The organism is Microbacterium sp. NPDC089190 (assembly GCF_040701795.1).
GTDB lineage: Bacteria > Actinomycetota > Actinomycetes > Actinomycetales > Microbacteriaceae > Microbacterium > Microbacterium galbum.
Genome location: NZ_JBFBHF010000003.1, coordinates 530,582 through 547,236, shown reverse-complemented (window position 1 = coordinate 547,236; position 16,655 = coordinate 530,582). Strand labels below are relative to the sequence as shown.

Below are 16,655 nucleotides of genomic sequence, written 5' to 3'. Positions count from 1 at the left end.
GTCGACTCCGGGGGGCACATGACCATCGACATCACCGGGCGCTCGGCATCCGAGATCGCCGCCGGGCTCCGCACGCGCATCGAACGCGGCGAGCTGCCCCCGGGCACCCTTCTCCCTCCCGTCCGCACGCTCGCGGCCGAACTGGGCGTGAACCGCAACACCGTCGTGGCGGCGTATCGCCAGCTCGCGCAGGCGGGGCTCGTCGAGGCGCGCGGTCGAGGCGGCACCCGGGTGGCCGACCGCGCCGCCGTGGCCCAGGAGGGCTACGCGCCCGACACCGTGCTGCGCGACGTCGGCACGGGCAATCCCGATCCCGCCCTCATCCCCGACCCGACCGCGGCCCTCGCCCGCTCCGCGCGTCCCGTGCTCTACGGCGAGCCGGTCATCGACCCCGGACTCGAGGCGTGGGCGCGTCAGTGGATGACCGATCAGCTCCTCCACGACGACACGCGCATCACCGTCACCAGCGGCGCGAGTGATGCGATCGAGCGGCTGCTCGCGCAGGCGCTGCAACGCGACGACGCGGTGGCGCTCGAGGACCCGTGCTTCCTCTCGGCGCTGCACACCGTGCGCACCGGCGGTTATCGCGCGGTACCCGTCCCGGTGGATGCCGAGGGCATGACCGTCGAGGGACTCCGCGCGGCGCTGGCCGCCGGCATCCGCGCGGTCGTCGTCACCCCGCGCGCGCACAACCCCACCGGGGCGAGCCTGACCGCCGACCGGGCCGCGGCGCTGCGTGCGGTGCTCGCCGAGCATCCGTACGTGCTCGTCATCGAAGACGACCACTTCTCCCTGCTGTCGCGCGCGCCGCTGCACACGGTGATCGGCCCCGCGCAGCGGCGGTGGGCGCGCATCCGCTCGATGTCGAAGTTTCTCGGACCCGACACGTGCCTGGCCGTCACGGCATCCGATGCCGACACCGCCGACGGTCTCGCGGTGCGGCTCACCCCCGGCACGACGTGGGTGAGCCACATCCTCCAGCGACTGACCCTGGCGCTCGTCACCGATGAGGGGGTGCGCGCCGGGATCGAACGTGCCGCCGTGCACTATGCCGAGCGCAACGCCGCTTTCGCCCGCGCGCTCACCGAGAGAGGGGTCCCCGTCTCCCCCGGCGACGGTCTCAACCTTTGGGTGCCGCTCCCGGTCGCCGCTGCCCGCGTCCGCGAGGACCTCATGCGCCGCGGGTGGCTGGTGCGCGAGGGCGACCCGTTCTTCCTCGGCGACGGCGACCACGGCGCGTTCCTGCGGTTGACCGTGCACGACCTCGACGAGGCCTCGGCGCGCACCCTGGCCGACGATCTCGCGCGTGCGTGCCGGGTGCTCCGCGCGGACGCGGGAAGTGGAAGGATCGAGGCATGAAGGTTCTCTCGATCCAGTCCGCCGTCGCGTACGGGCACGTCGGCAACTCCGCCGCCGTCTTCCCCCTCCAGCGCATCGGCGTCGAGGTGCTGCCCGTGTACACGGTGAACTTCTCGAACCACACCGGTTACGGCGCGTGGCGCGGACCGCTCATCTCGCCCGACGACGTCGCCGCCGTGATCGCCGGCATCGAGGACCGCGGTGTCTTCCCCGAGATCGACGTGGTGCTCTCGGGCTACCAGGGCGGAGAGGGCATCGGAGACGTCATCATCGACGCCGTCTCGCGTGTGAAGAAGGCCAACCCGGATGCCGTCTACGCCTGCGACCCCGTGATGGGCAACGCCAAGTCGGGGTGCTTCGTCGCTCCGGCCATCCCCGAGCTGCTGCGCGAGCGCGTGGTGCCCGTGGCCGACATCATCACGCCCAATCAGTTCGAGCTCGGCTTCCTCACCGGCACCGAGCCCGGGAGCATCGATTCGACCCTGGCATCCGCCGATCTCGTGCGCGAGCGCGGCCCGCGCACGGTCCTGGTCACGAGCGTCGAGCGCCCCGACCGGGAGGCCGACACCATCGAGATGATGGTGATCGACGATGCCGGCGCCTGGATCGTGCAGACCCCCCTCATCCCCATGAAGGCGAACGGCTCTGGCGACGTGACCGCGGCGCTCTTCACCGCGCACTACCGCCGCTCCGGCGATGCGGCCGACGCGTTGGCCCGCACCGCGTCGAGCGTCTTCGACCTGCTGTCGAACACGTACGAGTCGGGCTCGCGCGAGCTGCGTCTCGTCGAGTCGCAAGAGGCCTACGCCCACCCGCGCCTGCAGTTCGCCGTGCGCCAGGTGCGCTAGCACCCCGGCGACGGCCCTGCCGCTTCGACGGGCTCGGCCACCGGTTCTGCTCTCGTCGGCCCGTCGAGTCCTCTGAGCCCGTCGAAGGCGCCGATCCGTGTGCGCGACCCGCGCGAGCGGAGCCCCTGAGCCTGTCGAAGGCGCCGACCCGCGTGCGTGACCTGCGCAAGCGGATGTCGCTGAGCCTGTCGAAGGGACCGAGCCCGACCTGCGAGCCGCGGGGCGGCGAGGCCTCAGCCCCCGTACACCTCGCGGTACGCGGTCACCCACTGCGTACCGTCGTCGGGACAGAGGAACGTCGTCCCGAAGACCATCACGCTCGCGATCGGGGCCTCCGCCTGCGTGCGGGCGTCGCCGTCGAGCTCGGCGGGGATGAGCTGAGCGAACAGCGGCGACGTTGTCACGTGGGCGATGAGCGTCGACGAGTCCACCTGATGACGGCTCAGGATCGCGGTCTCGCACGCGTCGCCCGCGAGGGCGAGGGCGAGATTCTCATCGGATGCCGTCCACTCGAGCCCCTGCTGTTCGACGTACGCGCGCTGCTGCGCGATGAAGTCCTGCTGAGCCGGTGTCACCGCGACCAGCGGCGTGCCATCCATCGGCAGCTGCTGCGCGCGGAAGAACTCGTCCCGCTCGGCGAAGACGTCGGCGAAGTCGTCAGGATCGGCGGTCGCTTCGTCGCCGGGCGTGGACGGCTGCGCCGCGGTGGGGGTCGCCGCGGACACCTCACCGGCTTCTCCGCGGTCGAGCGGGCTCGGAAGCGGAAGACACGCGGTTGTCGCCACGACGACGGCGGTCAGTGTCAGCGTGAGCACGAAGGGGCGATTTCGAGCGTTCATCGGAACACCATAACCAGGCGGCCGCCCGCGCCGAGCGGGGTTGTGGATGACGCCGGTTCAGGCGTTCCAGGCCTCCGACACCGTCCGACGCACGTCGCCGAGCAACTGCGGCAGCGCCTTCGTCTTGGCGATGATGGGGAAGAAATTGGCATCCGACGCCCACCGCGGAACGATGTGCTGGTGCAGGTGAGCGTCCACCCCGGCCCCCGCGATCGCTCCCTGATTCATCCCCAGGTTGAAACCGTCGCAGTTCGACACCGCCCGCAGGACCCGCATTCCGCGCTGGGTGAGGGCACCGATCTCGGCCACCTCTTCGTCGGTCGCCTGATCGTACGTGGCGATGTGACGGTACGGGCACACGAGCAGATGGCCCGAGTTGTAGGGGAAGAGGTTCAGAAGTACGTACGCGGTCTGCCCGCGCGCGACGATCAGCCCGTCTTCATCGCTCTTGTCCGGCGCCGCGCAGAACGGACAGTTCTGCTCCATCGGTTCCCGCCCCGCGGAGATGTACGCCATGCGGTGCGGAGTCCACAGGCGCTGGAACTCGTCGGGAACGCCGGGCAGGGTCATCGCGTCGACGAGCTCAGCGTCGGTCGTCGGCGATCCGGACCGGCCGACGGGGGCCGTCGCGCCGGTCACCGGCGACGAGCCCGCCGCGGCGGCATCCGGATCGTCCGTCATGCCAGGTCCTCGGCGGTGTTGACGAGCGTGCGGTCGGAGATCGCGCTGGTGATCCGCGCCACGGCCTCGTCGACCGGGATGCCGTTGAGCTGCGTGCCGTCACGGAACCGGAACGACACCGTGCCGTTGGAGCGGTCCTGCTCGCCGGCGATCAGCATGAGCGGCACCTTCTGCGTGGTGTGGGTGCGGATCTTCTTCTGCATGCGGTCGTCGCTGTGGTCGGCCTCGGCGCGCACGCCCTTGGTCTTGAGGTCGGCGACGATGCCCTGCAGGTAGTCGCCGTACTCGGCGGCGACGGGCACGGCCACGACCTGCACCGGCGCGAGCCACACGGGGAAGGCCCCGGCGTAGTGCTCGAGCAGGATGGCGAAGAAGCGCTCGACCGACCCGAACAGCGCGCGGTGGATCATGACAGGACGGTGCTTCTCGCCGTCGGGGCCCGTGTACTCGAGCTCGAAGCGCTCCGGCTGGTTGAAGTCGAGCTGGATCGTCGACATCTGCCACGTGCGGCCGATCGCGTCACGAGCCTGCACCGAGATCTTCGGTCCGTAGAACGCCGCCCCGCCCGGGTCGGGAACGAGCTCGAGTCCGGAGGCCTCGGCGACCTCGCGGAGGGTCTCGGTCGCCTCGGTCCAGAGGGCGTCGTCGCCGATGAACTTCGGGTTGCCGTCCTCCTTGGTCGACAGCTCGAGGTAGAAGTCGTTGAGACCGTAGTCGCGGAGCGTCTGCAGCACGAAGTCGAGGCTGTGGGTCAGCTCGTCCTTCACCTGATCGGCCGTGACGTAGATGTGCGTGTCGTCCTGGGTCATGCCGCGCACACGCGTGAGGCCCGACAGGGTCCCGCTCTTCTCGTAGCGGTAGACCGACCCGAACTCGCTGAGGCGCAGGGGGAGCTCGCGGTAGCTGCGTCCGCGCGAGCGGAAGATCAGATTGTGGAACGGGCAGTTCATGGGCTTCAGGTAGTACTCCTGGCCCTCCCGCGAGACGTGCCCGTCGGCATCCACGACCTCGTCGAGGACCATCGGGGGGTACATGCCGTCCGCGTACCACTGCAGGTGCCCGCTCGTCATGAACAGGTCGCCCTTGGTGATATGCGGGGTGTTGACGACCTCGTACCCGCTCGCGAGCAGGCGCTCGCGCATGTAGCGCTCGATCTCGTAGCGGATGATGCCGCCCTTGGGGTGGAACACCGAGAGTCCCGGACCGATCTCGTCGGGGAACGAGAAGAGGTCGAGCTCCTTGCCGAGCTTGCGGTGGTCGCGCTTCGCGGCTTCCTCGAGGCGATGCTGGTACGCGCGCAGCTCGTCTTTCGTGGGCCACGCGGTGCCGTAGATGCGCTGCAGCTGGGGGTTCTTCTCACTACCGCGCCAGTAGGCGCCGGCGATACGCGTGAGGTCCCAGCCGTTGCCGATCAGACGGGTGCCGGGCACGTGGGGTCCGCGGCACAGGTCTTTCCACGCGGTCTCGCCGTCGCGTGTGACGTTGTCGTAGATCGTCAGTTCGCCGGCGCCGACCTCGACGGACGCGCCCTCGGCGGCCTCGGCGGACCCGCCCTTCAGCCCGATCAGCTCGAGCTTGAACGGCTCGTCGGCGAGCTCGGCGCGAGCCTCGTCGTCGGAGACGACGCGGCGCACGAACCGCTGGTTCTCGCGGACGATGCGCTCCATCTCCTTCTTGATGACCTTGAGGTCCTCGGGGGTGAAGGGCTCGTCGACCTGGAAGTCGTAGTAGAAGCCGTCGGTGACCGGCGGCCCGATGCCGAGGTTGGCCTGGGGCTTGACACGCTGGACGGCCTGCGCGAGCACGTGCGCCGTCGAGTGGCGCAGGATCGAGAGACCGTCGGCGCTGTCGATGGTGACCGGCTCGACCTGATCGTCGGCCGTCAAGGTCGTGGCCAGGTCTTTCAGCTCCCCGTTCACGCGCAGGGCGACGACCGAACGGTCGGGGAAGAGGGCGAAGCCATCGGCGGGGAAATCAGTCACAGAACATCTCCTGAAGGGGTCTGTTCCAGGCTACCGGGCGGGCGTGGCCTCGATCGCACCGGACGTGCCCCATAGTGGAGCGGTGACTCTGGCCATCATCGGCGGCGTGCTCTGGATCCTCGGGATCATCGCGCTGCTCACCGGCGCCTTCCCCGCCGCCGACGCCCTCGCCGTCGCCGATCGCGTGTGGCCGATCCTGCTCTTCGTCGTCGCCGTGACGATCGTGGCGGAACTGGCGTCCAAAGCGGGGCTCTTCGACGTCGTCGCGGCGCGTCTGGCGAAGATCGCGCGAGGACGTACCGCCCTGTTGTGGGCTCTCGTCGTGCTGCTCGCGACCGTGGCGACCGCCTTCCTCTCCCTCGACACGACCGCGGTGCTGCTGACACCCGTCGTGGTGGCCATGGCGGTCGCACGCAGGATGGATCCTCTGCCTTTCGCCTTCGTGACCGTGGTACTCGCGAACACCGCTTCGCTCGTGCTGCCCGTGTCGAACCTCACCAACCTGTTGGCATCCGAGGCCCTCGGCGGGGGACACGATCCAGTGGCGTTCCTGGCCCTGCTCGGTCCCTCCGCGGTCATCGCGATCGCGGTGTCGGTGGTGGTGCTGACGGTCGTCTTCCTCCGCCGTCTCCCCCGGACCTACCCGGATGCCGCCGCCCCCACCGTCTCGGACCCCGTTCTCCTGCGCGTGGCGGGTGTCGTCACGCTCGCGCTGCTGCCGTTGCTGGTGGTCGGTCTCGAACCGTGGATGCCGGCGGTCGCCGCTGCCGTCGTGCTGGTCGTCGCGTTCGCCCTGCGCGCGCCGAAGAGCCTCGGCATCCGGCTGGTGCCCTGGTCGTTGCTCGTGTTCGCCGGCGGGCTGTTCCTCGCGGTCGGAGCCCTCGAGGCCCTCGGCATCGGACGGGTCACCTCGGTGCTCGCGGGCACGGGCGAAGACCTGGGGTCGCTCTGGCAGCTCGCCGGAGTCGGGGCGCTCGTGGCCAACGGCATCAACAACCTGCCCGCGTACCTCGCGCTGGAATCCGTCGCGGGCTCCCCCGTGCGTCTGGCGGCGCTGCTGATCGGCGTCAACGCCGGGCCGATCGTCACGCCATGGGCGTCGCTCGCGACGCTGCTGTGGCACGACCGGCTCGTGGCGGCGGGTGTCGAGGTGCGCTGGAGTCGCTTCATCGTGCTCGGCGCCGTGATCGCCCCCCTGATCCTGCTGCTCGGGGTCCTGCCGCTCGCGCTCTGAGGGTCAGTCCTCGTAGGTGCGCGACCACGCCTTGCGCGGCTCGATGAACCACACGGCGAGGCCGTCGCGAAGGCCGTACGGTTCACCCGTATAAAGGGTCGAGATGCGGTCGACGTACGGCAGTGCGTCCTCGCCGTCGATGCGTTCGACCGCCTCGCCGCGCACGAACGCCATGGCGTAGGGGTTGTCCGTGCCGGTCACCGAGATGGCGACGCGGGGATCACGCCGGATGTTGCGGTCTTTGAGCGTGTCCACCTCGGTGAAGATCATGAGACGCTCCCCGTCGACACCCACCCACAGCGGGATCCCGTGAGGAGAGCCGTCCGCCATGAGGGTGGAAAGGTGGGCGACGGCGTTCGTCTCGAAGAAGGGCTTCGCATCGGTCCAGGAGGTCATGCGAGTCGTAACCGCCGCGCGACCGCCGCGCATTCCCGTTCTCAGGACTGCGCGGGGGCGGGGGCCTGCTCGTTCGGCACCTCGCGGAAGACCATCTCCTCCCGCTGCAGGCTCTCGCGCGGCGAGAACTCGTCGGGTTCGGGGATGACGTAGAGGCCCCGCCCGGAGTTGGCGTTGTAGGTGAGCGCGTGCAGCCATGCCGGGCTCAGCTGCGGCGTCCGGCTGCCGTGGTACTTGAACACCAGGGAGACGTTGGGGTGGATGTACACCGTCGTCCGTCCTCCGCCCGTGCTGATGTCGTCCTTCCAGGTGAAGGGGAAGGACTCCCCGCGACGCACCTTGGCCATGATCACCGCCTGGAGGTGCGCAAGGAGACGGTCCTCGAAATCGACTTTGACGTCGCCGTCGTAGATGAATTTGCCCATGATGACCCCCCGGCGATCGTCGCCCCGGAGTGCGCATCTCTCGGCGAGAAGTCAAACGCTGATGGCCGGGGTTCCATCGCCGTCTCTTCGTGCACTGTCCCCCATCCAGCCGTCCGGCGCAAACCCCCTTGATCCTCCGTCGCTACGGGGGTAGTGGTTCGCGCGATGCGTCCATCCCGGACGGATGCCGAACGTCAGCCGGCGCGCGAGATGCGCAGGATCACCCGATCACCGGGCTTGCGCTGGATGCGCCGGACCAGCGCCTCGACGCCGAGGATGATGCGGAACTGCAGGCCGTACTTCCGGCGCAGGGCGCGGTCGGCCCGGTCATCGCCGGTCGCAGGCCCCGCGATGCGCGCATGCGCCTCGACGGTGATGGCATCCGGGTCGATGGACCCCATGCGGCTGCAGGGGCGCAGGACGACCCGCGAATCGTTGCGCAGGCGCTTGACCTTCCCCGTGGAACGCTCGCTGGTGACGACGAGTTCGTCGCCGTCGCGGGCGATCCACACCGGCACCGCCACGAGTGCGCCGTTCTTTCGATAGGTGCCGAGCGAGACGAAGAGCGACGAGGCGATCTCACGCCAGTGGGTGTCGGGGACAGACATGGTTCCACGCTAGCGAGGTTCGAACAGCCCACTCGGGGGTTGCGCCAGACGCCGGAGGGCGGCCAAATTGCGAAGACTGTTCATGGGAGCGCTTCCATGTGGTGTTCCCGCGCCCCTACGCTCGCGGTCATGGGGAGCTATGACGTCCCGCAGGTGGGGCCTGTGGTCGTGTCACTGAAGACGTACCGGTTCGGATTGACGAACGAGTCGATGACGACCTTGGCATCCGTCCGCCGGGTGAACGGCCAGCCGCTGGACGTCGTCGACGAGGAGCGAGTGGCGCAGTATCTCGAGAGCCTCGACGTGATCTGATCGACCCGCCTGTGCGGCGACTATGCCGAACCTCAACGCCGGCGCAAGGAATGCGCAACGGTGCCGCAAGACCGGTGGATTCGTGTCCCCCTTTCGGTGGACATGGGTTAGCGTCGTCTCGTTCCCGCCGCCAGGCACTCCGCAGCCCCCCTTACTGGCGGCGGGAACGACCACTCCCCCGGTTCGCCCGGGATGCCATCGCCGGTGGACGAGCTCCTCAGCGATGAAGAACTCGAAGACGGCTTCGGCACGGTGACGCCGATCCGCCCACCCGTCAGGATCTCGCACGTGAGGCGGCGAGCACTTTCCTCGCGCGAAGATCGCGACGACGGCGCCGGCCACGCTTGACCTGATTCGGCAGGGCGTCTTTTCGCGCGAACAGGCGCCCGGGATGCCGGCTCGTCATCCCCCATGACGCGAACGAAAAAACCCCCGGCGAACCGGGGGTTTCATTCGGTGCGCGATACTGGGATCGAACCAGTGACCTCTTCCGTGTCAGGGAAGCGCGCTACCGCTGCGCCAATCGCGCCTATACAGGCTGTTCTTTTGTGAGTTGAGGTGGCGACGGGATTCGAACCCGTGTAAACGGCTTTGCAGGCCGGTGCCTAGCCGCTCGGCCACGCCACCGTGATGTGGTTCGACCCACGTGTCGTGATCTGTTCATCAGCCGTGCTGATGACAGTTCCCTCCACTCGAGCGGATGACGAGACTCGAACTCGCGACCCCAACCTTGGCAAGGTTGTGCGCTACCAACTGCGCTACATCCGCATTTTGTTCCCGGGGCTTGCCCCGAGCACTCGTAAGACATTACCCGATCTGAGCGCGCGCGCAAAACGAGGTGCGCCCCGCGCGTGTCTCCCGGAATGGTCGGGAGCACCTCTCGGCATCCGGTACGATCGACGAGTCCCGTTCGGGATGCGGGCGATTGGCGCAGTTGGTAGCGCGCTTCCTTCACACGGAAGAGGTCATCAGTTCGAGTCTGGTATCGCCCACCGAAAAGGCCCCCGGTCATCCGGGGGCCTTCGTCGTTCCCGGGGTGTCGACTCACGCGACCCGCGTCCACGCGGCATCCGGATGATCGCGTCTCCACTCCTGTCGGTCACCGCTCTCGACCACCGCATCAGCGAGCCAGATCGTCGAATCCGGTTCCCATCCCGCGATGACGCTCGCGTACTCGTCGTCGACGGTGATGGCTCGTGTGGCGCCGGCGAGGTAGCCGAGGGTGGTCAGGTGCACGGCCTCCCACTCGTGGGCGACGCGGCCCCAGTCGGGTACGAGCCACCGCCCGTCGCGCCCCGTCGTGCGGAACCAGTCGTGCCGGCGCGAGGCCGTCACCTCGACGGGGTACCGCCGGCAGAGCGCCGCCCAGTCCGCGGCTCCGCGGATCTCGAGCGTGCGCCCCGATCCCACGACCGGGACCACCGTCGCGACCTCCTCGCCGAGGGAGTCCTCGACGAGGTCGAGCGCCGCGTCGATGCCCCCTCGCGTCGACAGCAGCCGCACGGGCACCGACCACCACTCGCCCGACAAGCGGGCCGTCGGATCGCTCGGCCACTCCTCACGCGCGCTCTCCTCCTGAGCGCGCATGTCGGCGTCCCACGCCGCGAGCGCGCCGGCGGCATCGTGGGCGAGAGGCCCGGTCGCCTCGGGCCGCCGCCACTGCACGGCCCATTGCTCTTCGCTCCGCTCGCGGTTCCACCGGCCCCCCGCGTGGCGGAGGAGGTCGCGGGCGAGCGGGCTCAGCGCTCCGATGACGCGTGGATCGGAGCAGAGCCCGTCGAGGGTGTCGGGCTCCTGCCAGTACCGCGCGACATCGACCGTCGCGCGCAGCGCGGCTGCGAGGGCGACGTCGTCGAGCGGAGCCGCGGATGCCGCGGCCAGCACGTCGGCGATGTCGCCCACGCCGGGGTCGGGGATCGGTGCCCGCTCCCCATCGTCGAACGCGATGACCGTGGACCGCTCGTCCCGATGGTGGAAGGCGTAGGAGCTCACGAGGTCGGCGAGCCGCGGATCGCGACACGCGTACTCGAGACACAGCCGTCGTCCCCTCGGTCCATCGAGGAGCATCTCGCTCACGCCCGCGACCACCCGTACCGCTTCTGCAGGGCTGCCGCGACGGCGTCGAAGCGCTTCCGGTCGAGGGCGGCCGCCTCGCGCCGCATGCCCGCGTCGTGTACGAGGTACACCTGCTCCACGTCGACCCACGACGGTCGGCGCTGCGGGTCCCACTCCCCCGTGCCGAGCGACAGGTACTGGCGGTCGCCGTCGTGCGGCTTGCTCGTCAGGCGCACGGCGTAGGACCGGGTGGCATCCGCTCTGCCGAGGACGAGCACGGGGCGGTCTTTTCCGCGGCCGTCCCGCTCCTCGTAGGGCACCCACGTCCAGATGATCTCTCCCCCGTCGGGTGCGTCGTCGCGCTCCGGGGCGTACGACAGCGTCAGGCGCCGCGGAGGATCGATCTCGACGGTCTCGGTGCCTGCGGGCGCGGTCGAGGCGGTGGCGGGCCGTGAGGGGCTCGCTGGGCGCCGTGTAGGGGCCGTGGCCGGGCGCGGGGGGCGGGCGGGGGTGGCGGGCGCGGATCCGGACCGGAAGAGGCCGAGCAGCGCCGACAGCACGCGAGAAGTCGTTCCCATGGGCCCACCCTAGACACGCGGAACGGGGCGCCGCCGACGAATCGGTGGCGCCCCGCTCGGGGTGAAGCGGACTCAGCCGCGCACGTCGGAGAGCACGTAGCCCTCTTCTCCGTGGACGACGGTGTCGATACCGGCGATCTCGTCCTCGTTCTTCACGCGGAAGCCGATCGTCTTCTCGATCGCGAAGCCGATGACGAAGGCGAGCACGAACGAGTACACGAGCACCGCGAGGGCCGCGATCGCCTGGACGATCAGCTGGTTGAACGAACCGCTGTTGATGAGGCCCGTGCCCGTGGCGAAGATGCCCAGGTACAGGGTTCCGATCAGACCGCCGACGAGGTGGATGCCGACCACGTCGAGCGAGTCGTCGAAGCCGAGCTTGAACTTCAGCTCGATGGCCAGGGCGCAGACCGCACCGGCGAGCAGACCCAGGACGATGGCCCAGAACGGCGTGAGGGCGGCACAGGCGGGCGTGATGGCGACCAGACCCGCGACGGCACCGGAGGCGGCGCCGACCGAGGTGGGCTTGCCGTCCTTGATCTTCTCGACGATCAGCCAGGCCAGGAGAGCTGCGGCCGGGGCGGCGATGGTGTTGACGAAGGCCAGCGCGGCGGTGCCGTCGGCGGCGAGCTCGGAGCCGGCGTTGAAGCCGAACCAACCGAACCACAGCAGACCGGCGCCCAGCAGTACGAACGGCGGGTTGTGGGGGACGTGGGCGCCCTTCTGGAAGCCGACGCGCTTGCCGAGCACCAGAGCGAGGGCCAGGGCGGCGGCACCGGCGTTGATGTGCACAGCGGTTCCACCGGCGAAGTCGATCGCGCCGACGCCGAAGACGTCCTGCAGACCGTGCGTGATCCAGCCGCCGTACGAGAACGACGCGTCGTCGGCGAGGCCGAAGTTGAACACCCAGCTGGCGACCGGGAAGTACACCACGGTGGCCCAGATGCCGGCGAAGATCATCCACGCGCCGAACTTGGCGCGGTCGGCGATGGCACCCGAGACCAGGGCGACGGTGATGATGGCGAAGGTGGCCTGGAACGCGACGAAGGCGAGCGGCGGGTAGGCCGCGCCCTCGGGCGTCTCGAGGACGCCGGCGAGGCTGAAGTTGCTGGGGTCGATCGCCCACGGGAACTGGGTGGTGCCCTCAGCCGTGGTCGGGAACGCGATCGAGTAGCCGTAGAGCACCCAGAGGACCCCCATGAGGCCCATGGCGCCGAAGCTCATCATCATCATGCTGATGACGCTCTTGGCCTTGACCAGGCCGCCGTAGAAGAACGCGAGTCCTGGCGTCATGAGCAGCACGAGTGCCGCTGCTATAAGGATGAATGCGGTGTTGCCTTGATCCATCTCGGAGGAAACCTCTCTGCAGGGACGCAGGTAAAGCGTCGGGTCCCCTCAGTGTTCCCAGTCGCGGTTACCACCGCCGTCCGCCCCGTGTTTCGCGAAGGTTACAGGCGCTGCCCTCCGGTAAACATCGCGTTTCGCGCCGATGGGAGGCGCTGATGAACCGGGTTCAGGAGTGCGTCAGCGCGACCAGGCGCGACACCGCGCGGAGGTACTTCTTCCGGTATCCCCCGGCGAGCATCTCGTCGCCGAACACCGAGTTGAGCGCGACCCCCGTGGCGCGGATCGGGATCTGGGCGTCGTAGGCGCGGTCGACGAAGGCCACCAGGCGAAGGGCGGCCGACTGGTCGTGCAGCACCTCGACATCGCGCAGACCGATGACGTCGACGCCGTCGATCAGGCGGATGAAGCGCGACGGGTGCACCCGAGCCAGGTGCCCGACGAGGTCGGTGAACGCGTCGTCGGAGGCCACCGAGCCGGAGGCCGCGGCATCCAGCGCTGTCCGGTACTCGTCGCCGGAGAGCGCTTTCGCCTCACCGTCGATGGCGCGCTGGCGGAAGTCGGTGCCGTCGATGCGGATCGTGCGGAAGCTGTCGGACATCGACTGGATCTCGCGCAGGAAGTCCTGCGCCGCGAAGCGACCTTCGCCCAACGCGTTCGGCGGGGTGTTCGAGGTCGCGGCGAGTCGGGTTCCGGATGCGACCAGCTCGCCGAGGAGCCGCGTCATGACCATCGTGTCGCCCGGGTCATCGAGCTCGAACTCGTCGATGCACAGCAGGTCGGAACCGCGGAACAGCTCCACCGCCTTCGCGTAGCCGAGCACGCCCACGAGGGCGGTGTACTCGATGAAGGAGCCGAAGTACTTCCGGCGGGCGGGCATCGCGTGGTAGATCGACGCGAGGAGGTGCGTCTTGCCGACGCCGAACCCGCCGTCGAGGTAGACCCCGGGCTTGATGGGCGGCGTCTTCTCGGCGCGGCGGAAGAACCCGCCCTTCTTGGCCGGGGCCGACTGCTTGCCCGCGAAGGCCTGAAGCAGCTCCTTGGCCTCCTGCTGCGAGGGGTACGCGTCGTCCGCTCGGTACGACTCGAACGTCGCCCCGTCGAACTGCGGCGGCGGCACCAGTGCACTCACCATCTCGGCGCCCGTGACCGCGGGCTCGCGATCGGTGAGGTGGATGAGGCCGGTCGTCGCGGGCGTAGAGGTCATGGCCGTCCTGTGTCGCAGTCTTACGGGAGGGGTGCGTGCCCCCTGCCGCGGATCTAGGGTCGATGGTGCGGTGTCCACCCTATGCCGCCGTTCCCGCCGCCCCGACAAGAGGAGTTCTCCGTGACCGTCGAGATCGACACCACCTCCCCCAAATTCGCCGAGTACTCCGAGCCCGGCCGACTCGTCACCGGCGAATGGCTGCAGGAGCGTCTCGGGGCGCCGGGGCTCGTCGTGGTGGAGTCCGACGAGGACGTGCTGCTGTACGAGACGGGTCACATCCCCGGGGCGGTGAAGGTCGACTGGCACACCGAGCTCAACGACCCCGTCGTGCGCGACTACGTCGACGGCGAGGGCTTCGCCGAGCTGCTGAGCGCCAAGGGCATCTCCCGCGACGACACCGTCGTGATCTACGGCGACAAGAACAACTGGTGGGCCGCCTACGCCCTCTGGGTGTTCTCGCTGTTCGGCCATGAGGACGTGCGGCTGCTCGACGGCGGCCGCGACAAGTGGATCGCCGAGGGACGCCCCCTCACCACCGACAAGACCGTCGTCGAGCCCACCGACTACCCGGTCGTCGAGCGCGACGACTCCCTGCTGCGTGCCTACAAGGACGACGTGCTCGCCCACCTCGGCAACCCCCTCATCGATGTGCGCTCCCCCGAGGAGTACTCCGGCGAGCGCACCACGGCCCCCGCCTACCCCGAGGAGGGCGCGCTGCGCGCCGGTCACATCCCGAGCGCGCAGAGCGTGCCGTGGGGCAAGGCCGTCGCCGAGGACGGCGGCTTCAAGTCGCGTGCCGAACTGGATGCCATCTACCGCGACGGTGCGGGCCTGGCCGACGGCGACAAGATCGTGGCGTACTGCCGCATCGGCGAGCGCTCGAGCCACACCTGGTTCGTACTCAAGCACTTGCTCGGCTTCGACGACGTGCGCAACTACGACGGCTCGTGGACCGAGTGGGGCAGCGCCGTGCGCGTGCCGATCGTCGCCGGCGCCGAGCCGGGTGAGGTCCCGGGTCGCTGAGCCCGGCCGCGGTGGGCGTGGGAGGATGACGGTGATGTCCGAAATCGCCCTCCCCGCCCGCCTCGCCGAGATCCGCGAGGAGTTCCTCGAGCTCGACGAGCCCGACCGCCTGCAGCTGCTGCTGGAGTTCTCCCAGGAGCTGCCCGAGGTGCCCGCGGAGTACGCGGATCACCCGGAGCTCGCTGAACGGGTGGCGGAATGCCAGTCGCCCGTGTTCATCATCGTCACCGTCGATGATGACGACCGCGTCGCGATGCACGCGACGGCGCCCGCCGAGGCGCCGACCACGCGCGGGTTCGCCAGCATCCTCGCGCAGGGGCTGACCGGGTTGAGCGCCGACGAGATGCTCGCCGTGCCCGATGACTTCCCGCAGAGCATCGGTCTCACCCGCGCCGTGAGCCCGCTCCGCATCGCCGGCATGACCGGCATGCTCATGCGTGCCAAGCGCCAGGTGCGCGCCAAGCGCGCCGCCTGAAGCGCTCCGCCCTCGGGGGCGAGCCGATCTCGGTGATCCCGCCGGGTTCCGGCATCCGGGATCAGCTCTCTCGGGAAAGACCCCGTTCGCGCAGCCATCGCGCGATGGCGTCGGACCAGCGCGTCTCGTCGAAGTTCCACAGTTTGGTGTGGCGGGCGGTCGTGAACGTCTCCATCGTGACGAGGTCGGGCCGGGCCGTCGCGAGCGCGTGCGAGGCGTCCGACGGGACGAAGCCGTCGTCGTCGCTGTGGAGGATGAGCAGGGGATGCCGAAGGCTTCGCGCGCGGGCGACCACGTCGAGCCGATCGAGGGGAATGGGTTCGTCAGCGCCCAGCACCGCCGCGCCCCAGCCGGAGCGGATCGTGGTCTGGGCCAGCGCGATGACCGGCGCGGGCAGACGCATCATGCGTCCCTGGAACGCGAGGACCGTGCGCCAGTCCACGACGGGCGAGTCGAGCACGAGACCGGCGATCACGTCGCCGTGCGGCGACTCGAGGGTCGCCTGCAGGGCGAGCGCACCGCCCATCGACCATCCCATGAGGATGACGCGGCGCGCCCCCTGCCGTCGGGCGTACCCGATCGCGGCATCCAGGTCGCGCCACTCGGTCGCGCCGAGGCCGTAGGTGCCCGAGGGGCTCGTCGGGGCGTCGCCGTCGTTGCGATACGACACGACGAGGCTCGTGATGCCGAGCGCGTGGAAGACCGGGACGGCGCGGAGGGTCTCGGCGCGGGTGGTGCCGCGACCGTGCACCTGGATCACCCAGACGTCGGTGGGGTCGGAGGCGGGGAACTCCCACGCGGGGCACGGGCCCACTGCGGTCTCGATGTCGACATCGTGGAACGGCAGATGCAGCTGCCCGGGTTGGTCGTAGTACCAGCCGCTGAATGCGGCCTCGGCAGCGAGATCGCCGTCGGCGGCGACGTGGGTGAGCAGCTTGCGGGTGACGCTCGTCTCTTCGCTGCCGACGATGGCGCCGAGGCGCAGGTACTCGGCCGAACCGACGGTGAAGAGTCCGTATCGGCCGGGCAGCGCGGTGTCGGGCGTTCGCGCCAGGGTGATGGTCTGCGCGGCGGCGTCCAGGCGCAGGATGCGGGTGTCGGGCCGACGGCCGGCCGGGCGCACGACGGTGCGGGCGACGCGCAGCGAGACGGCGCTGAGTGCGCCCGCCGAGGCGGCCAGGGCGAGACCCAGGGAGGAGAGGGCGATGCGGAAACCGGTGATGCGGCGCCGCGATGCGCGGGGACCCGCGGCGCGCCTGGGAGCGTTCATCGAGGCCTCACTCTAGTCT

Annotated in this window: 18 protein-coding genes and 4 tRNA genes; 8 read left to right on the top strand and 14 right to left on the bottom strand. The window is 69.6% G+C overall.

Annotated features, from left to right (window positions below):
• The first annotated feature begins 18 nt into the window (after positions 1–18).
• Together AB0230_RS12600 and pdxY are read left to right on the top strand one after the other, a co-directional pair.
• The gene (locus AB0230_RS12600) at positions 19–1,359 is read left to right on the top strand and encodes an aminotransferase class I/II-fold pyridoxal phosphate-dependent enzyme (RefSeq protein WP_366376055.1); all 1,341 of its coding nucleotides are present in this window, start codon (positions 19–21) and stop codon (positions 1,357–1,359) included.
• On the top strand, positions 1,356–2,207 hold the full coding sequence (gene pdxY / locus AB0230_RS12595) for a pyridoxal kinase PdxY (RefSeq protein WP_363391577.1): 852 nt from the start codon (positions 1,356–1,358) through the stop codon (positions 2,205–2,207). Before AB0230_RS12600 ends, pdxY begins: the two co-directional genes overlap by 4 nt.
• Before the next feature lie 233 nt (positions 2,208–2,440).
• On the opposite strand, the gene AB0230_RS12590 is transcribed toward pdxY, so the two are convergent.
• From AB0230_RS12590 to thrS, 3 genes are all read right to left on the bottom strand, one after another.
• Positions 2,441–3,046, bottom strand: a complete 606-nt coding sequence (locus AB0230_RS12590; protein WP_315995729.1) for a hypothetical protein — start codon at positions 3,044–3,046, stop codon at positions 2,441–2,443.
• 57 nt (positions 3,047–3,103) lie between these two features.
• Entirely contained in the window at positions 3,104–3,616 is a 513-nt protein-coding gene (locus AB0230_RS12585) for an HIT domain-containing protein (protein ID WP_366376238.1), read from the bottom strand.
• Positions 3,617–3,723: 107 nt separating this feature from the next.
• Positions 3,724–5,709 carry a threonine--tRNA ligase gene (gene thrS / locus AB0230_RS12580; RefSeq protein WP_366376052.1) on the bottom strand — a complete coding sequence of 662 codons (1,986 nt, stop codon included), beginning with the start codon at positions 5,707–5,709 and terminating at the stop codon, positions 3,724–3,726.
• Positions 5,710–5,791: 82 nt separating this feature from the next.
• On the opposite strand from thrS, the gene AB0230_RS12575 reads away from it, so the two are divergent.
• Positions 5,792–6,943, top strand: coding sequence for an SLC13 family permease (locus AB0230_RS12575; protein WP_366376050.1), 1,152 nt, complete (start codon positions 5,792–5,794; stop codon positions 6,941–6,943).
• Between the two features lie 3 nt (positions 6,944–6,946).
• On the opposite strand, the gene AB0230_RS12570 is transcribed toward AB0230_RS12575, so the two are convergent.
• The 3 genes from AB0230_RS12570 to AB0230_RS12560 all read right to left on the bottom strand — a co-directional run bounded on the left by AB0230_RS12570 (position 6,947) and on the right by AB0230_RS12560 (position 8,372).
• Complete coding sequence (locus tag AB0230_RS12570; RefSeq protein WP_315995726.1) at positions 6,947–7,339, bottom strand: TIGR03618 family F420-dependent PPOX class oxidoreductase; 393 nt, start codon at positions 7,337–7,339, stop codon at positions 6,947–6,949.
• Positions 7,340–7,380: 41 nt separating this feature from the next.
• Positions 7,381–7,764 carry an ATP-dependent DNA ligase gene (locus tag AB0230_RS12565; RefSeq protein WP_315995725.1) on the bottom strand — a complete coding sequence of 128 codons (384 nt, stop codon included), beginning with the start codon at positions 7,762–7,764 and terminating at the stop codon, positions 7,381–7,383.
• Positions 7,765–7,958: 194 nt separating this feature from the next.
• Entirely contained in the window at positions 7,959–8,372 is a 414-nt protein-coding gene (locus tag AB0230_RS12560) for a PPOX class F420-dependent oxidoreductase (protein ID WP_366376047.1), read from the bottom strand.
• A gap of 129 nt (positions 8,373–8,501) precedes the next feature.
• Here AB0230_RS12560 and AB0230_RS12555 point away from each other — a divergent pair, with 129 nt between their 5' ends.
• Together AB0230_RS12555 and AB0230_RS12550 are read left to right on the top strand one after the other, a co-directional pair.
• The gene (locus AB0230_RS12555; RefSeq protein ID WP_315995723.1) at positions 8,502–8,684 is read left to right on the top strand and encodes a hypothetical protein; all 183 of its coding nucleotides are present in this window, start codon (positions 8,502–8,504) and stop codon (positions 8,682–8,684) included.
• A 204-nt stretch (positions 8,685–8,888) separates the two neighbouring features.
• Positions 8,889–9,032, top strand: coding sequence for a hypothetical protein (locus AB0230_RS12550; protein ID WP_366376045.1), 144 nt, complete (start codon positions 8,889–8,891; stop codon positions 9,030–9,032).
• Positions 9,033–9,141: 109 nt separating this feature from the next.
• Here AB0230_RS12550 and AB0230_RS12545 read toward each other — a convergent pair.
• The 3 genes from AB0230_RS12545 to AB0230_RS12535 form a co-directional block, all read right to left on the bottom strand.
• Positions 9,142–9,213, bottom strand: a tRNA-Val gene (locus AB0230_RS12545).
• Between the two features lie 27 nt (positions 9,214–9,240).
• A tRNA-Cys gene (locus AB0230_RS12540) sits at positions 9,241–9,311 on the bottom strand.
• A gap of 68 nt (positions 9,312–9,379) precedes the next feature.
• A tRNA-Gly gene (locus tag AB0230_RS12535) sits at positions 9,380–9,452 on the bottom strand.
• Between the two features lie 151 nt (positions 9,453–9,603).
• On the opposite strand from AB0230_RS12535, the gene AB0230_RS12530 reads away from it, so the two are divergent.
• Positions 9,604–9,676 (top strand) — tRNA-Val (locus AB0230_RS12530).
• 52 nt (positions 9,677–9,728) lie between these two features.
• Here AB0230_RS12530 and AB0230_RS12525 read toward each other — a convergent pair.
• The 4 genes from AB0230_RS12525 to zapE all read right to left on the bottom strand — a co-directional run bounded on the left by AB0230_RS12525 (position 9,729) and on the right by zapE (position 13,868).
• Positions 9,729–10,760, bottom strand: coding sequence for a hypothetical protein (locus AB0230_RS12525; RefSeq protein ID WP_366376043.1), 1,032 nt, complete (start codon positions 10,758–10,760; stop codon positions 9,729–9,731).
• Complete coding sequence (locus AB0230_RS12520; RefSeq protein WP_363579073.1) at positions 10,757–11,317, bottom strand: type II toxin-antitoxin system PemK/MazF family toxin; 561 nt, start codon at positions 11,315–11,317, stop codon at positions 10,757–10,759. Before AB0230_RS12520 ends, AB0230_RS12525 begins: the two co-directional genes overlap by 4 nt.
• Before the next feature lie 72 nt (positions 11,318–11,389).
• Positions 11,390–12,664, bottom strand: coding sequence for an ammonium transporter (locus AB0230_RS12515; RefSeq protein ID WP_315995720.1), 1,275 nt, complete (start codon positions 12,662–12,664; stop codon positions 11,390–11,392).
• Positions 12,665–12,830: 166 nt separating this feature from the next.
• Positions 12,831–13,868, bottom strand: coding sequence for a cell division protein ZapE (gene zapE / locus AB0230_RS12510; protein ID WP_363391601.1), 1,038 nt, complete (start codon positions 13,866–13,868; stop codon positions 12,831–12,833).
• Positions 13,869–13,988: 120 nt separating this feature from the next.
• On the opposite strand from zapE, the gene AB0230_RS12505 reads away from it, so the two are divergent.
• Together AB0230_RS12505 and AB0230_RS12500 are read left to right on the top strand one after the other, a co-directional pair.
• Complete coding sequence (locus tag AB0230_RS12505) at positions 13,989–14,891, top strand: sulfurtransferase (protein WP_366376040.1); 903 nt, start codon at positions 13,989–13,991, stop codon at positions 14,889–14,891.
• Positions 14,892–14,925: 34 nt separating this feature from the next.
• Entirely contained in the window at positions 14,926–15,366 is a 441-nt protein-coding gene (locus AB0230_RS12500; protein WP_315995717.1) for a SufE family protein, read from the top strand.
• A 61-nt stretch (positions 15,367–15,427) separates the two neighbouring features.
• Here AB0230_RS12500 and AB0230_RS12495 read toward each other — a convergent pair whose 3' ends face one another.
• The gene (locus AB0230_RS12495; protein ID WP_366376038.1) at positions 15,428–16,636 is read right to left on the bottom strand and encodes an alpha/beta fold hydrolase; all 1,209 of its coding nucleotides are present in this window, start codon (positions 16,634–16,636) and stop codon (positions 15,428–15,430) included.
• Positions 16,637–16,655 lie beyond the last annotated feature (19 nt).